Here is a 16,809-nt window from a genome sequence, read left to right as displayed (position 1 = left end):
AGCAAAAGTTCGATTTATTCAACAAAGCCCCTCTCTTCGGTATTTAATGTTATTGAGAAAGCGAAGGGTATGAGGGTGTTTCATTGGAGGATGTTTATAAAATATTGTCACCTTTATCTTTCAGTGTGGAAAGACATTATTTATTTTAACTTAAATGGCTTGACAAATTTGAGGTTGACGATAAATTTGAGCAAGTGCTCTAATTTATCGTCATCATCTGCGGGATCCGAAAGTGATACGCTGTGATTAACCATGACACTACATAACCAGGGGATCTACTGACATGAAAATTTTTTTCCAGGGCACCAGACTTAAAAAAGCAAAAATACTAACGGTTGCCTTTTCTTTCGCCTTTTTCACCGCATCGGTGCAGGCAAAGTCCTCGCAATCAGAGAGTTATAATGTCGCCGTTTATCGCGGGGAGGCCGGGTGCCCAGGCTGTTCTGAAATGGTGGTAAAATCGCTGGTCGCGACAGGCCTGCCTCTGCACATCTCTTATGTTGGCGAAAAAGAAAAGCTGAAATTAAATGCGCAAACACTGAAAAAATTCGATCTCTATATTCAACCTGGCGGCGGTCAGGATATACCCGGCTCTTATCAAGCCCTGGGTGATGAAGGGGCAGAGGCTATCCGCAATTTTGTGAAAAGTGGCAAATCCTTTCTTGGTCTTTGTATGGGAGCCTATCTTGCCGACAAAGACTGGATAGGGCTTATTGATGCGCCTTTAGAATCAGAGGTGGGGAGACCCGGTTCGCAGGCCGTTGATGAAGGCGATTATACCCTGCAACTGACATGGAATAATAAACAAGAGCCTTTTTACTACCAGGATGGGCCTTATCTCAACAGTAGTATCTCAAGTACTGGATTCCAGCCGATCGCTTACTACAAGAATGGAGATATCGCCATTGGTAAGTACCGGTATGGTAAGGGAAACATCATCCTGTCAGGTCCGCATCCTGAAGCCGATGAGACCTGGATAGACAGCGCTGCGCCAGGGAATACGACGGCAGAAAGTAAAATGCAGCGTATTTTAAGTTATCTCAATATAAAAAAGGGTTAACTGATACGCTACCTTGCTTCACCCACTCAGAAATCTTTTTTAAGTATTTTAAAGGCAAGCTCAGATATTTCATTAAGAAAAATGCTGCGTCTGTCTTCTGAATAATCGAGGATCAGCAAGCTGGAATACCCATCAATTAATGTGTTTATTTGTCTGGCTGAGGTAGCGGCGTTTTCCGCAAGGAACTCGCCTTCCTGCATCCCTACGCTAATGATGCCTTCAAGAATAGTGATCCATTGCAGGGAGTGATCGTGCACTAATTTAGCATAATCCGCATCGCGTGCTGCCATTGGCCATAGTTCAAGGTAGAGCAGCCAGTGTGCCGAAGGTGCATCGGGTAACAGCGTTCTGATATAGAGGTTTACTCTTTCACTAGCGCTCATTTTTTCTGACGCGTTTAAAAACGCATGACATTCTTGTATGTCATTTTCAAACATATACTGAATAGTGGATTTCTTGAGCGTTTCCCAGTCTCGATAATAGTGATAGATATGGCTTCTGGAAATATTCATTTTCTGCGTCAAATCACGGGTTGAGACATTGCTAAACCCTTTTTCTCTGAACAGTTGTAGCGCAGCTATTTTTATCAACTCAGAAAAATTGGCCGTTTTCAATATTTCAACCTTAATCACTATCCATTAAAGCGCGAACTATATCATAATTTCTGAAACCTTGCACGTGTTCAACATTCGGGGATAGCTGTTAGCATTGTGTTTTTTATAGCATTAACAAAATAACGAAAATCTATTTTGTGGGTCTGGTATAAATTCAGCTGCAGGGAGGTTGCTTTATTATTAGCTATGCGCAGGATGCTATTCCTGCCGCGTGCGGTAGTGGCCGCAACGGTGGAGTGGAAAACCGGGAAAGAGAACGTCGCTATTACCCGGTGAGCTATCATGATGACAACGTGCTTATCGGCAAGGTAGGCGATAAGCACGGCATTTTTCAGACCGAGCGTGGTTTGCCGCCGCGTGGGTAGCCGCTGCGCCACCACACGCTTTTAACGCAATTGCGCGCAGGCGCCCGCTATCCGCTGGCAGGCTTGGGTTAGCAGGCCATCTTCTATCGCATACGCAATACGCAAATACCCCGGCATTCCAAACGCGGAGCCGTGTAAAACGGCCACCTGGGTTTGTTCTAATAGCCAGTTCGCCAGCGCGCTGTCGTTGCGAAGGATTTCGCCGCCAGGGGTCATCCGGCCCATGAGCGCCTGGCAGTTAGCAAACACATAGAATGCCCCCTGGGGAGCGGTGGCGCTCAGGCCATCGGTGGCGGCAATCATTCCCAGCACCTGCTGGCGGCGTTTATCTAACACGTTGAGCCAGCCGTCGAAGAAATTGGCTGAGTGGTTAAGCGCTGCGACCGCCGCAGCCTGCGAAATACTGCTGGGGTTGGAGGTGCTTTGTGATTGCAGGATCTGCATGGCGGCAATCAGCCATTGCGGCCCTCCCGCATAGCCCAGACGCCAGCCGGTCATGGCGTGGCTTTTGGACACACCGTTTACCGTCAGGGTACGTGAAACCATCTGCGGGGCGGCCTGGGCAAAAGTGGTAAAAGGGATATTGTCATAGCGCAGCGGCTCGTAAATATCGTCGGCCATCACCAGCACCTGTGGGTAATCCGCCAGCACCGCAGCCAGGGCACGCAGTTCCTGCTCGCTGTAAATCGCCCCCGTCGGGTTGCCCGGCGAGTTGAGGATCAGCCAGCGCGTTGATGGGGTGAGGGCGGCGGCCAGTTGTTCCGGCGTCAGCTTCCAGCCGTTTTGTTCATCACAGGGCACAATCACCGGTTCGCCATCGGCCAGAGAGACCATATCCGGATACGAGACCCAGTAGGGGGCGGGAATGATGACCTGCTGCCCGGCGTCGAGGGTGGCCAGAAAAGCATTGAAAATAAGCTGCTTGGCGCCACTGCCTGCGATGATCTCTTGCGGACGGTAATGCAACTGATTGTCGCGAGCGAACTTGGCGGCAATGGCCTCCTTTAACGCGGCGGTGCCGGAAACGGCGGTATACTTAGTCTGATGATGCACGATCGCTTCAATGCCCGCATAGCTGATATGGGCCGGGGTAGCAAAATCCAGTTCTCCTTCGCCCAGGTTGATAACCGGCTTGCCTGCGGCTTCCAGTGCCCGTACCTGGTCAGAAATGACCGCTGTCGGTGAAGGGCGTACAGATTGCATACGACGGGCGATTTGACTGTTATTCATAAATCCTCTTTTGTATCTAATGATTCAATTAATACAATTAGGTCCCCAACCTCAGCAGGAAACTCGCCGTGTCACCGATCTTTATTCTCGATAACACCTCTGCGCCCGCTCGCTACGGTATTACCGCCAGCCTGTGGGCTAATCGTCTTGGACTGCCTCTCTGGAGCCTTCGCCCCGACTTCGCCGGCGATGTTCCCGACAGCCATCAGCACGTCATTCGTGCCGGGTACTGCGTGACCAGCGGCCTCTGGCGCAGCGATACGCTGCGTGAAGAGGTGCGCGATATCGCCAGCCTGCCTGAGTCAGATGCTGTCATTGTGCTGGCGTCCTCGCAGGCAGCGCTTATCGCCGACCTGCCGGGCCAACGGCTGTTCAGCGATGACCGCAACCAGCGCCTGACGCTCAGCGACGGGCAACATACGGTGTTAGACCTCACCGCCGATCGCTATGGTCGCTGGGATGCCGGGGAGCCATCCTCTGCCGGGACGTCCTTGCGCATCGCACTGATTGGCCGTGAGTCAGACCACCGTCTGGTCTACCCCGCCACGCTTGGCTCACTGGGTGATGCCGCGGCGTCGCTGGGGCTGAACCTGGAGGTCCATTTCTTCGCGCCGGTCAGTCTGTCCCCTGGGTTACACGACCTCCACGACGTCCAGGGCGTCGTGTTGCCAGGCGGTTCCTCGATGGCCGCCGTCAAGGGACAAATCTGCGTGGCGGAAGATACGCTTGCCCGCGGACAGCCCACGCTGGGGTTATGCCTGGGAATGCAGAGCATGATGACCGCAGTCGTGCGCCGACGTCCGGGTTGCGAATCAGCCATTCCCGCCGAAGTGGCTCCGGATGAGGCTCTGCACAGCTTTGTTCCCTTTGTTGATGGCCGTCATCGCTGCGGCGTATTCCCTTTTTCCTTCGGGTTGATCCCCGGTGATATCCGCGAAATGCACTACAACCATCGCTACTGCTTTAACACCGACTTATTACCGGCGCTGGATCGCAGCGGGGTCAGCGTCAGTGCGCAAACGGACGATATCGTGGAGGCCATCTCCCAGCCGGAACTGCCGTTCTGGCATGGTGTGCAGGGGCACCCGGAACTGATGTCCCGCCCGGATGCGCCCCATCCGCTGTTCGTCGCCTTTTTACGGGCGGCGCTTAACGCGCCAGCGTAACGCCGCTACGGCTGTCGCTGGCAAGCGCCGACATGACGTGAGTCAGCTCCGCCAGCGCCGCGTCGTCGATCGGTTTTAACGGTGCGCGTACGGTGCCGCCGTTAAAACCGCGCAGCGCCATCGCCGCTTTCACCAGCTGCGGCTGACCATGTTTGCGCGCCAGCGCGCGATACGCGTACCACAGCTGATGCAGATCGCGGGCCGTGGCGGCATCGCCCTGTTCCACGGCCCGGAAGGTATTGATAATCAGCTCCGGCAGCGCGCCGCTGTTGGTGGTGCTGATGCCGTCAAACCCGGCCATCATTGGCCCGAGGAAGGCCAGATCGGAAGCACAGAACAGGCGCAGACGCCCACGCAGACGGTTGGCAATCTGGTCGATGGCGGTGGGGTTGAGATCGCCCTGTTTGATGCCGACCACGTTGGGGATCTCTGCCAGTTGTTCCAGCAGCGCCGGGGAGAGGGTGATGCCGATGCCCGGCGCGTTGTACACCAGGATGCCGGTTTTGGATAAGGGAGCCATCTCTTTGAAGTAGCTGACGATCTGTTGGTCAGTGATTTCGCTAACAAAGGGCGCGGTCACCATCGGCAGGCCGCCCAGCTCGCTTGCCAGCAGCGTCAGCTCGCGGGCATCGCGCGGGTCGGCGCTGGCGCTGCACAGCATGACCGCCACGCGGTCATCCACACAGGCCATGACTTGATGAAACAGCTCACGGCGTTCTTCGACGGTCATCACCGGGAATTCACCGTAGGTGCCGCCAATCAGCAGACCGTCATAACCCAGACCAATCACGCGTTCAATATTTTCACGTAACGCCGGAAAGTCGATCGCGCCGCTGGCGGTGAACGGGGTGACGGTGATGTTGAAAATACCGCGCAGGCGTTCACGGCATTCATTGATATCTTTCATTTTTCTTTCCTTACAGCAGTGTGAGAGGGCGAGCCAGGGAACCCAGCTGACGATATCCGGTTTCGGTCACCACCACGGTTTCACTGACGCCGACGGTAAATTGACCGTAGATCCGCAGAGCCGGTGGAATGTGGAAGGTCATTCCTGGCTGCAGCTCAGTGGTGACGCCACGATACAGACTGAGAATGCCGCCTTCGCCCCAGTCCGGCGCAAAGGCGATACCGATGGAGTAACCGGTGCGTTTTTTGAAGTTTTCGGTGAACCCGGCGCGATCAATCACCTTCTGGCAGGCCAGGTGCGGCGCTTCGCAGGTGGCGCCTGGACGAATGGCATCAAGAGAGGCCTGCAGGGCTTCCTGACACACTTTTTCCATTTCGATGGCGATAGCGGGCGGCCGCCCCAGCCAGGCGGAGCGCATCATCGCGGCGTGGTAGCGGTCGTGAGCCGCTGACATTTCCAGAAATACCGGGTCGTTATCCTGCATCACCCGACGACGCCATGTGCCATGCGGCACGCCGCTGCGTGGGCCGGTCGAGACCAGCGGTTCCATGCCGACATACTCGGAACCGGCGGCAATGGCGGCCCCCATCATCGCCGAGACCAGCGCGTTTTCGTCTGCGCCGCTGCGAATCGCCGCCATGCCCGCGCGCATGCCCGCGTCCACATAGCGCGCTGCGATGGCGATTTTTTCCACCTCCGCCGCCGATTTCACGGCGCGCAGCGGCTCGATGACGCCCGCGGTATCGGCAATGGTGCCGAGCCTGGCCTGCAGGGCTTCATACACGGCAACCGGCAGGAACCAACCGCGTTTGTCCAGCCCAATCCGTTTGTGGAGCCAGCCGCGCTGTTGCAGCATGCCCACCAGGAAATCCACCGGGTTATCGCCATCCTGGTAGATGGCGGCGTCAGAAATAAAGGTGTTGGCGATAAAGTTAAAGTATTCGAGCTGGCGAATCACAAACACCGGATCCCCTTCTACCGGCAGCAACAGCGCCTGGAAGGTGTAATAGCCCGGTGTTTGCTGACCGGTGAGCCAGAAAATGTTTTCCGGGCCGGTAACGATCATGACGTCCACGCCCGCGCGGCTTAAGCGTTCGCGGGTGCGTCGAATGCGTTGCGCATATTCATCAGCGCTAAAGGCGGACTCACTGCCCTGAATCACATTGTTAACATCTTGCATGAGTAAACTCCTGGAGTAAGTGGGCCTGCGCGGCATTAAACTGCACGCCCAGACCGGGTGAGTCATTGACGGTGACCAGGCCATTGCGGTATTCCAGCCCGCTGACGGGATCATCTGTTAAGCCATCGGCGCCATACAGCTCGGCAAATGCCGGTTGCACAACACGACACAGCTGGAGCGCGGCGGCGGTGGCAGCATGGCCTTCATTCATCTGGCCAATCATGAATGGCACGTCGGCGAGTCGCAGCCGGTTGGCGGCGGCCAGCGTCGGCGCAAGGCCACCCAGTTTCACCAGTTTGAGATGCCCCCACAGCGCACCTTTGGCGGCGATCAGCCGGGTGATGGCGGCGTCACTGTTGAGGCTTTCGTCGAGCATGATCGGGATGCCGTAGGCATACAGCTCCGCAAGCTGGCTGTTGTTTGCCGGGCTTAACGGCTGTTCAATGTAGCTGAGCTTCAGCTCGCGCAGAGACGGGAATGCCGCGTGAGCCTGCGCCAGAGACCACTGGCCGTTCACGTCAATCGCCAGCGAAATCTGCTGGCCGAACCGCTGGCGCAGCCGTTGCAGACGGGCCAGGTCGGTAGCGAAATCCGCCACGCCTGTGCGCAACTTCAGCTGGGTGAAACCGCGAACGACATAGCGTTGCGCCTGCTCCAGCATCTGTCTCTCGCTGCCCCAGAACAGGGTCTGGTTGGTGTGCCACGCAGGCAGGCCATCCCGCGCCCCCAGCCAGGCGGCAACGCTTACCCCTTGCTGACGCGCCAGCAGGTCGTGCAAGGCCATATCCAGCACCATGCGCGATGGCGGCAGGAGCGTGCAGTCTTCGTCATCTAGCGCGGCGAGTCGCGCGGCGGGCGCCTGGCGCCAGTCCCAGCGGCGAAGTATCTGAAGCAGGTTGTTCAGCACCTGCTCTTCGCGGTAGCCATGCAGGTAGCGAATGTTGAGCCGCACTTCGCCAATCCCGGTCACCCCCTGGTCTTCCAGACGCAGCCAGAGCGTGTCGAGCGCCGTCACCGGACCAGAGGCAGCGGTATGCAGCGTCACATCGGCGTAATGCAGATCTCCCCGAAAGAGCTGCGCTTTCATAAACCGGGCTCCGGCGGCAGCATGGCGAGCGCAATATCGAGATAGAGGTAGGCCGCTGCGATAAATTCATCGACAGGGACAAATTCATCGGGTTTGTGAGCCACGGCCAGCGAACCGGGGCCAATCACGACGCCTTTTGCGCCCAGCGAACGGAAATGCACCAGGTCACATCCCCCCTGAAAACCAAACGGGCCGGGTTCGCTCTGCCCATGACGGCGACAGGCAGCAAGGCTTTGCTCGACAATGGCTTCGCGGCTGTCGGTTTGCGTCGCGCCGCCGGTAGTGGGCTGCCAGGCGATAATTTCGGCTTCCACACCTGCATGTGCGTATGCGTGGTCGAGCAGTTGCTGCAGTTCGGCTTTGACGACCTCTTCGTCTTCGCCCGGAACCATGCGACGGTCAAGCAGCAGCTCACAGCTGTCTGGCACCACGTTGTCCGCATGGCCGCCGTGGATGCGGGTTACCGTCAGGCTGGCGTTGCCGACCAGATCGTGGCAGCGGCAACGCACCTGCTGGTGGTGGGCTTCTTCAATCAACCCTAACAGGCGCGCTGACTGGTAAATCGCGTTAACCCCCAGCTCCGGCGTACCGGAATGCGCGGTGACGCCTTTAACCCGCACGCGAGGACGTAAGCTGCCTTTGTGGGCGGAGAAGGTGGCATTCGAGGTCGGCTCGCCAATCACCGCGAAATCAATCGCCGGTGGATTATCGCGGACGTAGAATTTCGCCCCTTCGCTGGCGACCTCTTCATCGGCGGTGAACACCCCCATCAATGTGCCGGACCACTGCTGACGGTTGGCAGCCAGCAGACGCAGGGCTTCAACCATCGCCACCAGCGGGCCTTTGGCATCGCAGGCGCCGCGTCCATACAGGCGTCCGTCACGCTCGGTGAGCGTGAAGGGATCGCTGGCCCAGCCGCTGCCCGCCGGAACGGTGTCAAGGTGGGTGTTAAAGGCGAAACACGGCCCCGGTCCATTGTTCAGGACGGCGATAACGTTGGTCCGCCCCGGTGCGTATTCGCTAAAGGAGAGATCGAACCCGGCGGTCAGCAGCCAGCCTTCCAGACATTCGGCGGCTTCGCGCTCATGGCCCGGTGGATTCTCCGTGTTGATGGCAACCAGCGTCGCTAAGTCCTTTTTCATACGAGCGCTGTCAACCTGATAACTGGACATAGGAACTCCGTGATTAATGTAATATTTGCGTCAGGAAGCGCTGCGCGCGGTCGCTGACATGGCCGGCGAAGAAATCGCTGGTGTTGGCGCGATCGATAATTTCGCCGTCTTCCATAAACAGAATCTTGTTAGCGGCCCGACGGGCGAAGCCCATTTCGTGAGTCACCACCATGCTGGTCATGCCTTCTGCGCTAAGCTCCGCCATGACTTCCAGCACTTCACGGATCATCTCCGGGTCGAGGGCGGAAGTGGGCTCGTCGTAGAGCATCAGCTCGGGCTTCATCGCCAGCGCCCGGGCAATCGCCACGCGCTGCTGCTGTCCGCCGGAGAGCTCGTCCGGAAAATGGTCTGCACGTTCGTTGATGCGCACTTTTGCCAGCAGGTTGTCCGCCAGTTTGCGGGCATCAATACGGTTCATTCCCAACACCGTCATCGGGGCCAGCATGATGTTTTCCGCTGCGGTCAGGTGCGAGAACAGCTCGTAGTTCTGGAACACCATGCCAATGCGCTGACGCAGTTTGTGCGCCGGCACATCGCCCCGGCTGATGTGCTGGCTGGCGAAGAATACATCGCCGCTGTCGGCGGGCGAGAGCATGTTGACGCAGCGTAGCAGGGTGGATTTTCCCGAGCCGGACGGGCCAATCAGCACCACGGTTTCTCCGCGTTGCACGGTCAGAGAGCAGTTTTTGAGTACGGTCTGGCGACCAAAAGTCTTATCAATGCCGATCATCTCCAGCAGCGGTTTCTCACTCATGGTTCCTCCCGGACGGTTTTCGGTAATTTAAACAGGCGAGTCAGCCGCTTCTGGCTTTTGCTGCGGCGCTGCCTGGGATCCAGCACGCCTTCCAGCCACGACTGGAAGATCATGAACAGGCTGGTGAGCAGCAGGTAATAGATGCCCGCAGCGCAAAGCGCTTCGAAGTAACGGAAGCTGGCGCTGGCGGCCTGGTTAGCGACCAGCAGCAGTTCCTGAACGGCGATAACCGAGACCAGCGCGCTCGATTTCAGCATGCTGATCATCTGGTTACCCATCGGCGGCAGAACGATGCGTGCGGCCTGAGGCAGAACGATTTTTCGCATGATCTGGCCGTGAGTCATCCCCAGCGCCATGCCGGCGGTGCGCTGGCCGCTTTTCACCGCCTGCAGGCCAGAGCGCAGAATTTCCGCCATGTAGGCGCCTTCATTGAGCGAAAGGGCCAGCACTGCACAGGTAAACGCGGAGAAGCGTAAGCCGAAGCCTGGCAGCACGTTGTAGACAAAGATTATCTGGAACAGCACCGGCGTCCCGCGAAACAGCCACAGGTAGAAAAAGGCCAGCCCTTTCCCGGCGCGAAACGGCGCTTCCTGCAACAGCGCCAACACCAGGCCCAGCACCACGCCACACAACAGTGAGCAGAGGGTAATCAGTAGCGTCATCCACGCACCCCGAATAAATTCGGGGGAGAGGAAGTACTGCCACATTAAATCGATCGACATAGCGTTCTCCGGTTAATGGCAAACGGGTTAGAAAAGGGCAACGGAGTCTGGGAAGTTCCACTTCTTAATCAGTTGCGTGTAGGTGCCATTTTTGACGAGTCTCTGCAGACCTTGCTCCAGCAGGGCCTGGGTTGCGGTATCGCCTTTACGCACGGCAAAGGCGATGTGAGTATTCGCTTCGAACTCGGCGCCAACCGCTTCGAACATGCCGGCTTTTTCGGTAAACAGGGCGACGGTGCCCGGCGTGGAGAGGAACTCGGCATCGGCACGTCCCTGGGCGACGGCCACGGCGGAATCGGTGGCGGCGGGGAACGTCATGACGTTGATGGCCGGTTTTTTGGCCTCCACGCAGCGCTGATTGTCTGCCCGCGCCTGGCTCTCTTCGATCCCGCCGAGCGTCACGGCGATGTTTTTGCCGCAGAGGCTCAGGTCACGTCCGGTGATGTTGGCCGGGTTACCTTTGCGGACCACCACGCGGCTGCCGATTTTCAGATAGGGTACGAAGTCAACCTGCTCGGCACGGGTCGGATTGACGTACATGGCGGAGTTGATGATATCCAGACGTTTACCCTGCAGCGCCGGAATAAGCCCTTTGAATTCCATCGGCATTGGCGCCGGCGTCAGTTGGATCTCTTTGCTTAGCGCGTTGATCAGGTCGATATCGAAGCCGGTAAGCTTGCCTGCTTTCACGTATTCAAAAGGCATGAACGTCGCTGCCGTTCCATAGGTCAGTTGACCCTTGGCGATGGTTTCCACCGCCGCATGGCTGACCAGCGGCAGGGCGGTCAGCGCGAACATCAAAGTACGCACATGGCGAAACAGAAAAGAATTGCTGGACATAGTCGTCTCCTGGCTAAGGTTTAAATTGAATTTAGTGAGTCAATAAATACAATTATGCGTGTGAAAAAAATGTCTCATTCTGGTGCGTATTGCACGTTAAGCGTGCACTCCTTGCTTTACTTTGCTGCGTTTTGTTGCTCGTGATATTGTATATATCGACCACAACAATGCACTTCAGGGAATCGTGAATTCATGCAGCCTGACTCCACTGCGAGCAGTCGCCGGATAGCCCGGCAAATACTCGACCTGATATCTGAAGCAAGATTCGATCCAGGTCATCATTTACGTGAGCAACATCTTGCCGATGCGTTGGGTGTTTCGCGTACGCCGGTACGTGCCGGGCTCAAGGAACTGACCCGAATGGGGGCGGTTGAAGCGCGGCCAAACCAGGGTTTTTTCCTGCTTAAACGCAGTAATGAGCTGGATCAGCTGGAGATTGAGCAGTCCAAGAGCAATGACCAGAAGTTGTACGAGCAACTGGTCCATGACCGCATTGCAGGTATCCTGCCGGAATCCTTTACCCAGACCGAAATCAGCCAGCGCTATGATGTTGATCGCGGCGTGCTGACCCGTACACTGGTGAAGCTATCGGAGGATGGCCTGATTGCCCGCAATGCAGGGCATGGCTGGCGCTTTCTGCAAACCCTGAACTCCGATATCGCTCTGCGCAATAGCTACGGTTTTCGCCTGATGATTGAACCGATGGCGTTGCTGACGCCCAACCTGCATGTTGACCGGCAGATGCTTAAACGTCTGCGCGCCCGGCATCTGAGACTCATCACCCACCCGGACATTACGCAGGTCCCGGCCAAAGAGATTTTCGAAACCGATGCGGCGTTTCATGAGTTGCTGGCAGAGGCCAGCGGCAACCTGTTTGTATTACAGGCTATTCAGCAGCAAAACCGGCTGCGCCGCCTGCTGGAATTTGGTAGCTATCACAATAAGCGTCGCGTAAAAGAGTGGTGCGAAGAGCACGTTGCCATCATTGATGCCCTGCGAGAGAACAAACAGGAACAGGCGGCAGAGTTGATGAGAAAACACCTGCAATACGCGTTTGACCAGGTCAATGTAAAAAGCCCACGCGTATAACTGGCATCACTATTGCACATAATGCTCCTGAAAATACAATCAGGAGCATTTATGAATTTGCAGATACAACAGCGTGTGGCACTGGTTTGCGGTGCGGGAAGTGGTCTTGGACAGGCTATCGCCTGCTCGCTGGCGCAGGAAGGCGTGAAGGTCGCCGTGACAGGCCGCAACAGAGAGAAGCTGGCGCAAACGGTGGAACGCATCACTCAGCTGGGCGGTACCGCCCGCGCCTGGCCGCTGGATCTTGCCGTCCCGGAACAGTTTGATACGGTCATCGCCGATATCCGCGAGCACTGGGGCGACATCGATATTCTGGTCAATAATTCCGGTGGCCCACCGCCCACGCTGGCACAGGGGACGGACGGCGCCGTCTGGCAACAGCAATTTTCAGTGATGGTCGCCTCGTTGATCCAGCTCACCGATAAACTACTGCCCGCCATGCGCAGCCGTGGCTGGGGACGCATTATTACCTCCACCTCGTCCGGTGTGATTGCCCCGATTCCGGGTCTCGCCCTGTCGAATGCGCTGCGCATGAGCTTACTCGGCTGGTCGAAAACCCTTGCCGCTGAAGTGGCGGCCGACGGCGTCACGGTGAATGTGATGGTGCCTGGGCGCATTGCTACCGACCGGGTGGGGCAGCTGGATGCTATCAAGGCGAAACGGGAACATTCCACTGCGGAAGCGGTCGCGGAGAAGAGTCGTCTGAGCATTCCGGCGGGACGTTATGGCCACCCCCATGAGTACGGCGCTACCGCTGCCTTTTTGGCAAGCCAGCCTGCCAGCTACATTACCGGGGCGGTGATCCGGGTCGATGGCGGATTGATTGGTTCGGTTTAGTGGGGAGTCGCGTGCAATGCCAGTCGCTGGTGTCGTTGACTGGCATTCACGCCTCTCTCGCGCTCATTCAGAATGAGGTGTTAACTATTGCGTACCGGGTGCGGGACAGGACGCCAGACCGGTTATCTTGTTTCTTCCCGCGTTGATGATCCCTGATGGTTCACCATGAAAAGTGCTGAAAGGGTGAGCAGTATGGCGCCGCTGATCAGTATCCACCCGGCGTGCTGAAAGGCGGCTAAGCTACCCTGCGTATGCGCCAGTCTGACGTAGCACGCCGTCACCAGGGCCGCGCCAGCCATCGCGCCAACACGCTGCAGGATGTTGAGAATCGGTGCTGCATCAGAAACATGACGGGTACCCGCCATCGCCAGGCCTGCCGCCATCGCCGGCACTGTCGCAAGGGCTAAACCGAACCCTCTGATAGCGAGTGCGCTACCGACCAGGAGGTAGCTACTGCCTCCATCAATCATGGCCAGCGGCCATGTCGCTAACACCGAGATCAAGCCGCCAACGATCAGCACCACGCGAGGACCCAGCCGGTCTGAGAAATAACCGGCGACCGGGAATCCTATGGCAGAACCGATTAACTGCGGGGTAAGGAGCAAACCCACATCAGCCAGTGCTTCATGGCAAACGTCGCGGAAATACAACGGGAGCAGGAACTGTCCACCAAAATTCACCGCACCTCCGATAGCCATCAGCAACGCCGATAATGTGAAGCCACGATGTTTGAAAAGGCTGAGATGAAGTAAAGGCGAGTCAATGCGAAAAGAGCGAAAGATAAACAAGCCGATAAACAGTGCGCCCACGCTGAGTAAGATAATGTTCCCGCTATTTTCACCACTATTCAGGCTGACGCCTTTAATACCCTCCATGAGCAGGGGAAGGCTACAAAGAATCAGTATTAACCCCATCCAGTCCAGGGAGAGCGGCTTATCATTTTTTATTGTCGGGCGAGGGAGTAATTTCCATCCCGCAAGCCAGGCACAGAGAGATAAGGGGACATTAATAAAAAACAAGACTCGCCATCCGCAGACCTGAAGCAGCACGGCCCCCAGAGACGTTCCCAGTAAGGGCGCAATGACGATAGCCACGCCTATCGTACCAATGATCCGCCCGAGGCGCTCACGACCGACCACCAGACCCAGGATCGTCTGCCCGGCCGGCACGAGTAACCCGCCTGCCAGACCTTGCATTATTCTGGCGGTGAGCAGCACCTCGATATTCGGGGATAACGCGCAAACTGCCGAGAAAACACCAAATAAAATAAGTGCATAGAGCCAAAGTTGGGTGGCGCCAAACCGTTTTACCGCCCATGCGCTAACCGGAACGCCTGCGGCCAGCGCCATGAGGTACGCGGTGGCTATCCACTGGATGGAGGCGTCCGTCACCCCAAGGCCGTTTGCCATGGTCGGAAGCGCAGCACTGAGCATGGTGGATGAGAGCATGGTAGCGAATGCCCCAAGGGTGATGATGGCGGCTTGCATCCACAAAACCGGCGGGATGGCATTGATGGGGCCAGCATGGTTTGTTTTCTTTACCTGCGTATCTCGATTGATATTCATGGATGACCTTTAGGTGCGATGCGTTAAAAATCTATCATTGATCAATTTTTCTATCAATGATAGATTTATTTTCATCAATGGCGCCGGTAGGCTCCTGGTCAGGAGAAGATCTCTTTTCATCTACCACGGGCTCGGTTGGATGCATTAACAACAGGATGAACACCATGGCTAAAATTCAGCGGGATCAGGTCATTAATGCTGCATTAGCACTCTTAGATGAAGTCGGGCTGGAAGCGATAACGACGCGAAAGCTGGCGCAAAAGCTGGGGGTAGAATCCGCAACGCTGTACTGGCATTTCAGGAACAAGGCCAGCTTACTGGAAGAGATGGCCGCAACTGTTTTGGCCAGGCACCATTCGCTTCCGCTGGCTGAAGACACGGCCGAATGGGCAGACTGGCTGGCAAATAACGCGCGCAGTTTCCGCCGCGCGCTTCTCGCTCATCGGGATGGCGCACTGCTCCATGCGGGGACAACACCGGCGCGGGTAGGAGGGGAAACGTTCTACCCAAAGGTGGCTTACCTTATGCGGGCCGGCTTTTCTGAGGCCGAAGCCGCAATGATATTACTCACTATTAGCGAATATACCCTGGGATGCGTATTGGAGGAGCAGTCTCGTACAGACAGACATGATGATGAAAGATTGTCTACACCCTCAACAGAAATCAGTCGTATCGATGCGCTTACCCACCAACATCCGGATACCTGTTTTGAGTTCGGTCTGTCTTTGATCATGAAGGGGTTATTAAAATAACTCGTTCCAGATTTCAGCTATTGCGACAGCGTTTTAATGATTTTATATCCGGAGCGTTATTCTCCGGACATTACTGAACATTGACCTCCCGATGGCGGGAGGGTTATTTGTTCATGGCGCAAGAATCACCGCAGCGTCGGGGATCAGGATCCTGTTTTATACTGGTTAAAAAAATGCAACAACGCGCCGGATGTCTCGTCCCCAAAGAGAATGCCTGCCATTTCCTGCGCGTCGTTGGCCGCACTTTCTACGCGGATAAACATCTGTTCTTCATAAGCGGACAGCGCGGCTTCAGGATTATCTGCATTGGCCGCAATCGCGAGTCCCAGCTCAGCGCCATCCTCTAATGCGAGATTAGCGCCTTCGCCGAACGGCAGCATAAGATGCGCGGCGTCGCCCAACAGCGTTACGCCTGCTGTTCGCGGCCATCGAAGTCCGGGAGGTAAAAAGTGAATAGGGCGCAATACGGGCTCACCATCACCCTCCGTAATCAATGTTTGCAGTGGATGCGCCCAGCCATCGAATTCATCGACTATGCGTTGCACGTCAACCTGTGCATTAGCGGACGTCACGTCAGCGAACCAGGCCTGGGGTTGGCACAGAGCAATGTAAACGTGGATCACGCCGCCAGGCTCCCGGTGCGCCATGATACCCTTGCCTGGCGAGAGCGCAAAAAATGAGCCGCGGCCTACTGCTTGCGCGCAAGCCAGATGATCAGTATCAACGTGACTAAGCCAGCGCTCGACATACGAAAATCCCGCATAGGCAGGGACAGCATCGGTGACCAGAGCGCGGACACGCGACCAGGCACCATCTGCGCCCACCACCAGGGAGACCCTGGTGGTGGCGCCATCCGTAAAGTACAAACTATGCGTGCCGTCATCATGGGGGACGATATCTGCCACTTTACGGCCCCATTGCACGGTGTCCGCAGGAAGCGACTCCAGCAGCAGCGTGCGAAGCGCGCCGCGAGAGACTTCTGGTCGGCCGCCCAAACCATCATCGAACTGCTCGAACAATACGTTGCCCGCTTTATCGAGTACGCGCGTGGATTGACCACCAGGAAGAATAAGGGCCCGGAAGGCATCGTACAGGCCTGCCGCTATCAGCGCCCGCTGGCCATTATGATCGTGGATATCCAGCAAGCCACCTTGTGGGCGGGCCTCGGGAGAGGCTTCAGCTTCGTAGACCACAGAGGAAATGCCGTGAACATGTAAAACACGTGCGAGCATGAGGCCGCCGAGTCCTGCTCCGACGATGGCAATGGATGAGGTCATTTTTTCGCTCCAGGTAAGGTATGGCGGGTGTCGTTGTCCGGCTGTTCCTGGTTTCGATACCGCACGAATAAGGGGAGTGGACGTGAAATCTCATCCCGGGGACCAACGGAAGCCTGAGGGTATGCTGAGCGGTATTGCCCATAATGTTCCCGGACAATTGGGGGCCGGGCCCCCCGCCTGACTCTCCTCTCT

At 56.6% G+C, this 16,809-nt stretch carries 16 protein-coding genes; 5 read left to right on the top strand and 11 right to left on the bottom strand.

Annotated elements, in window-relative coordinates:
- The first annotated feature begins 283 nt into the window (after window positions 1–283).
- Window positions 284–1,060, top strand: a complete 777-nt coding sequence (locus HMPREF3096_RS24885; protein WP_008807675.1) for a BPL-N domain-containing protein — start codon at window positions 284–286, stop codon at window positions 1,058–1,060.
- Between the two features lie 26 nt (window positions 1,061–1,086).
- Here HMPREF3096_RS24885 and HMPREF3096_RS24880 read toward each other — a convergent pair whose 3' ends face one another.
- A complete protein-coding gene (locus tag HMPREF3096_RS24880; protein ID WP_022065835.1) occupies window positions 1,087–1,674 on the bottom strand; it encodes a TetR/AcrR family transcriptional regulator in 588 nt (195 codons plus the stop codon).
- A 386-nt stretch (window positions 1,675–2,060) separates the two neighbouring features.
- Entirely contained in the window at window positions 2,061–3,269 is a 1,209-nt protein-coding gene (locus HMPREF3096_RS24870; protein ID WP_023322391.1) for a pyridoxal phosphate-dependent aminotransferase, read from the bottom strand.
- Window positions 3,270–3,337: 68 nt separating this feature from the next.
- Here HMPREF3096_RS24870 and HMPREF3096_RS24865 point away from each other — a divergent pair, with 68 nt between their 5' ends.
- Window positions 3,338–4,435, top strand: coding sequence for a glutamine amidotransferase-related protein (locus HMPREF3096_RS24865; protein WP_032730079.1), 1,098 nt, complete (start codon window positions 3,338–3,340; stop codon window positions 4,433–4,435).
- Here HMPREF3096_RS24865 and HMPREF3096_RS24860 read toward each other — a convergent pair.
- From HMPREF3096_RS24860 to HMPREF3096_RS24830, 7 genes are read right to left on the bottom strand one after another with little or no spacing between them, the layout of a single operon-like run.
- The gene (locus HMPREF3096_RS24860; RefSeq protein ID WP_023297410.1) at window positions 4,419–5,342 is read right to left on the bottom strand and encodes a dihydrodipicolinate synthase family protein; all 924 of its coding nucleotides are present in this window, start codon (window positions 5,340–5,342) and stop codon (window positions 4,419–4,421) included. The genes HMPREF3096_RS24865 and HMPREF3096_RS24860 overlap by 17 nt on opposite strands.
- A 10-nt stretch (window positions 5,343–5,352) precedes the next feature.
- A complete protein-coding gene (locus HMPREF3096_RS24855; protein ID WP_016160709.1) occupies window positions 5,353–6,522 on the bottom strand; it encodes a M24 family metallopeptidase in 1,170 nt (389 codons plus the stop codon).
- On the bottom strand, window positions 6,509–7,609 hold the full coding sequence (locus HMPREF3096_RS24850; protein WP_032730082.1) for a mandelate racemase/muconate lactonizing enzyme family protein: 1,101 nt from the start codon (window positions 7,607–7,609) through the stop codon (window positions 6,509–6,511). The genes HMPREF3096_RS24855 and HMPREF3096_RS24850 overlap by 14 nt, the downstream gene beginning before the upstream one ends.
- Window positions 7,606–8,781, bottom strand: a complete 1,176-nt coding sequence (locus tag HMPREF3096_RS24845) for a M20 family metallopeptidase (protein ID WP_008807667.1) — start codon at window positions 8,779–8,781, stop codon at window positions 7,606–7,608. Before HMPREF3096_RS24845 ends, HMPREF3096_RS24850 begins: the two co-directional genes overlap by 4 nt.
- Window positions 8,782–8,794: 13 nt before the next feature.
- On the bottom strand, window positions 8,795–9,535 hold the full coding sequence (locus HMPREF3096_RS24840) for an amino acid ABC transporter ATP-binding protein (protein ID WP_012968502.1): 741 nt from the start codon (window positions 9,533–9,535) through the stop codon (window positions 8,795–8,797).
- Window positions 9,532–10,257: an amino acid ABC transporter permease gene (locus tag HMPREF3096_RS24835; protein WP_023322396.1), complete on the bottom strand. Its 726-nt coding sequence runs from the start codon at window positions 10,255–10,257 to the stop codon at window positions 9,532–9,534. The genes HMPREF3096_RS24840 and HMPREF3096_RS24835 overlap by 4 nt, the downstream gene beginning before the upstream one ends.
- Before the next feature lie 27 nt (window positions 10,258–10,284).
- Window positions 10,285–11,097: an ABC transporter substrate-binding protein gene (locus HMPREF3096_RS24830; protein WP_012968501.1), complete on the bottom strand. Its 813-nt coding sequence runs from the start codon at window positions 11,095–11,097 to the stop codon at window positions 10,285–10,287.
- Between the two features lie 192 nt (window positions 11,098–11,289).
- Between HMPREF3096_RS24830 and HMPREF3096_RS24825 the strand changes: the two genes are divergently transcribed.
- Window positions 11,290–12,186, top strand: coding sequence for a GntR family transcriptional regulator (locus HMPREF3096_RS24825; protein WP_012542124.1), 897 nt, complete (start codon window positions 11,290–11,292; stop codon window positions 12,184–12,186).
- Between the two features lie 51 nt (window positions 12,187–12,237).
- Entirely contained in the window at window positions 12,238–13,023 is a 786-nt protein-coding gene (locus tag HMPREF3096_RS24820; protein ID WP_022065843.1) for an SDR family oxidoreductase, read from the top strand.
- 122 nt (window positions 13,024–13,145) lie between these two features.
- Here the strand turns inward: HMPREF3096_RS24820 and HMPREF3096_RS24815 are convergent, their stop codons facing one another.
- Window positions 13,146–14,588, bottom strand: coding sequence for a DHA2 family efflux MFS transporter permease subunit (locus HMPREF3096_RS24815; protein ID WP_012542122.1), 1,443 nt, complete (start codon window positions 14,586–14,588; stop codon window positions 13,146–13,148).
- A gap of 164 nt (window positions 14,589–14,752) precedes the next feature.
- On the opposite strand from HMPREF3096_RS24815, the gene HMPREF3096_RS24810 reads away from it, so the two are divergent.
- On the top strand, window positions 14,753–15,340 hold the full coding sequence (locus HMPREF3096_RS24810) for a TetR/AcrR family transcriptional regulator C-terminal domain-containing protein (protein WP_012542120.1): 588 nt from the start codon (window positions 14,753–14,755) through the stop codon (window positions 15,338–15,340).
- 143 nt (window positions 15,341–15,483) lie between these two features.
- On the opposite strand, the gene HMPREF3096_RS24805 is transcribed toward HMPREF3096_RS24810, so the two are convergent.
- A complete protein-coding gene (locus HMPREF3096_RS24805) occupies window positions 15,484–16,617 on the bottom strand; it encodes an FAD-dependent oxidoreductase (protein WP_032730086.1) in 1,134 nt (377 codons plus the stop codon).
- Between the last annotated feature and the right edge of the window lie 192 nt (window positions 16,618–16,809).

Origin of the sequence: Klebsiella sp. HMSC25G12 (assembly GCF_001807705.1) — a bacterium.
In the GTDB taxonomy this organism is placed as follows: Bacteria; Pseudomonadota; Gammaproteobacteria; order Enterobacterales; family Enterobacteriaceae; genus Klebsiella; species Klebsiella variicola.
Note: the sequence above shows the minus strand (reverse complement) of the source record. Positions and strands in the feature narration are given on the sequence as shown.

Excerpts from the sequence above, each read along its gene's own strand:
- HMPREF3096_RS24885 (WP_008807675.1), top strand. The coding sequence starts at position 284 with ATGAAAATTTTTTTCCAGGGCACCAGACTTAAAAAAGCAAAAATACTA.
- HMPREF3096_RS24870 (WP_023322391.1), bottom strand. The coding sequence starts at position 3,269 with ATGAATAACAGTCAAATCGCCCGTCGTATGCAATCTGTACGCCCTTCA.
- HMPREF3096_RS24860 (WP_023297410.1), bottom strand. The coding sequence starts at position 5,342 with ATGAAAGATATCAATGAATGCCGTGAACGCCTGCGCGGTATTTTCAAC.
- HMPREF3096_RS24855 (WP_016160709.1), bottom strand. The coding sequence starts at position 6,522 with ATGCAAGATGTTAACAATGTGATTCAGGGCAGTGAGTCCGCCTTTAGC.
- HMPREF3096_RS24850 (WP_032730082.1), bottom strand. The coding sequence starts at position 7,609 with ATGAAAGCGCAGCTCTTTCGGGGAGATCTGCATTACGCCGATGTGACG.
- HMPREF3096_RS24845 (WP_008807667.1), bottom strand. The coding sequence starts at position 8,781 with ATGTCCAGTTATCAGGTTGACAGCGCTCGTATGAAAAAGGACTTAGCG.
- HMPREF3096_RS24840 (WP_012968502.1), bottom strand. The coding sequence starts at position 9,535 with ATGAGTGAGAAACCGCTGCTGGAGATGATCGGCATTGATAAGACTTTT.
- HMPREF3096_RS24835 (WP_023322396.1), bottom strand. The coding sequence starts at position 10,257 with ATGTCGATCGATTTAATGTGGCAGTACTTCCTCTCCCCCGAATTTATT.
- HMPREF3096_RS24830 (WP_012968501.1), bottom strand. The coding sequence starts at position 11,097 with ATGTCCAGCAATTCTTTTCTGTTTCGCCATGTGCGTACTTTGATGTTC.
- HMPREF3096_RS24825 (WP_012542124.1), top strand. The coding sequence starts at position 11,290 with ATGCAGCCTGACTCCACTGCGAGCAGTCGCCGGATAGCCCGGCAAATA.
- HMPREF3096_RS24820 (WP_022065843.1), top strand. The coding sequence starts at position 12,238 with ATGAATTTGCAGATACAACAGCGTGTGGCACTGGTTTGCGGTGCGGGA.
- HMPREF3096_RS24815 (WP_012542122.1), bottom strand. The coding sequence starts at position 14,588 with ATGAATATCAATCGAGATACGCAGGTAAAGAAAACAAACCATGCTGGC.
- HMPREF3096_RS24810 (WP_012542120.1), top strand. The coding sequence starts at position 14,753 with ATGGCTAAAATTCAGCGGGATCAGGTCATTAATGCTGCATTAGCACTC.
- HMPREF3096_RS24805 (WP_032730086.1), bottom strand. The coding sequence starts at position 16,617 with ATGACCTCATCCATTGCCATCGTCGGAGCAGGACTCGGCGGCCTCATG.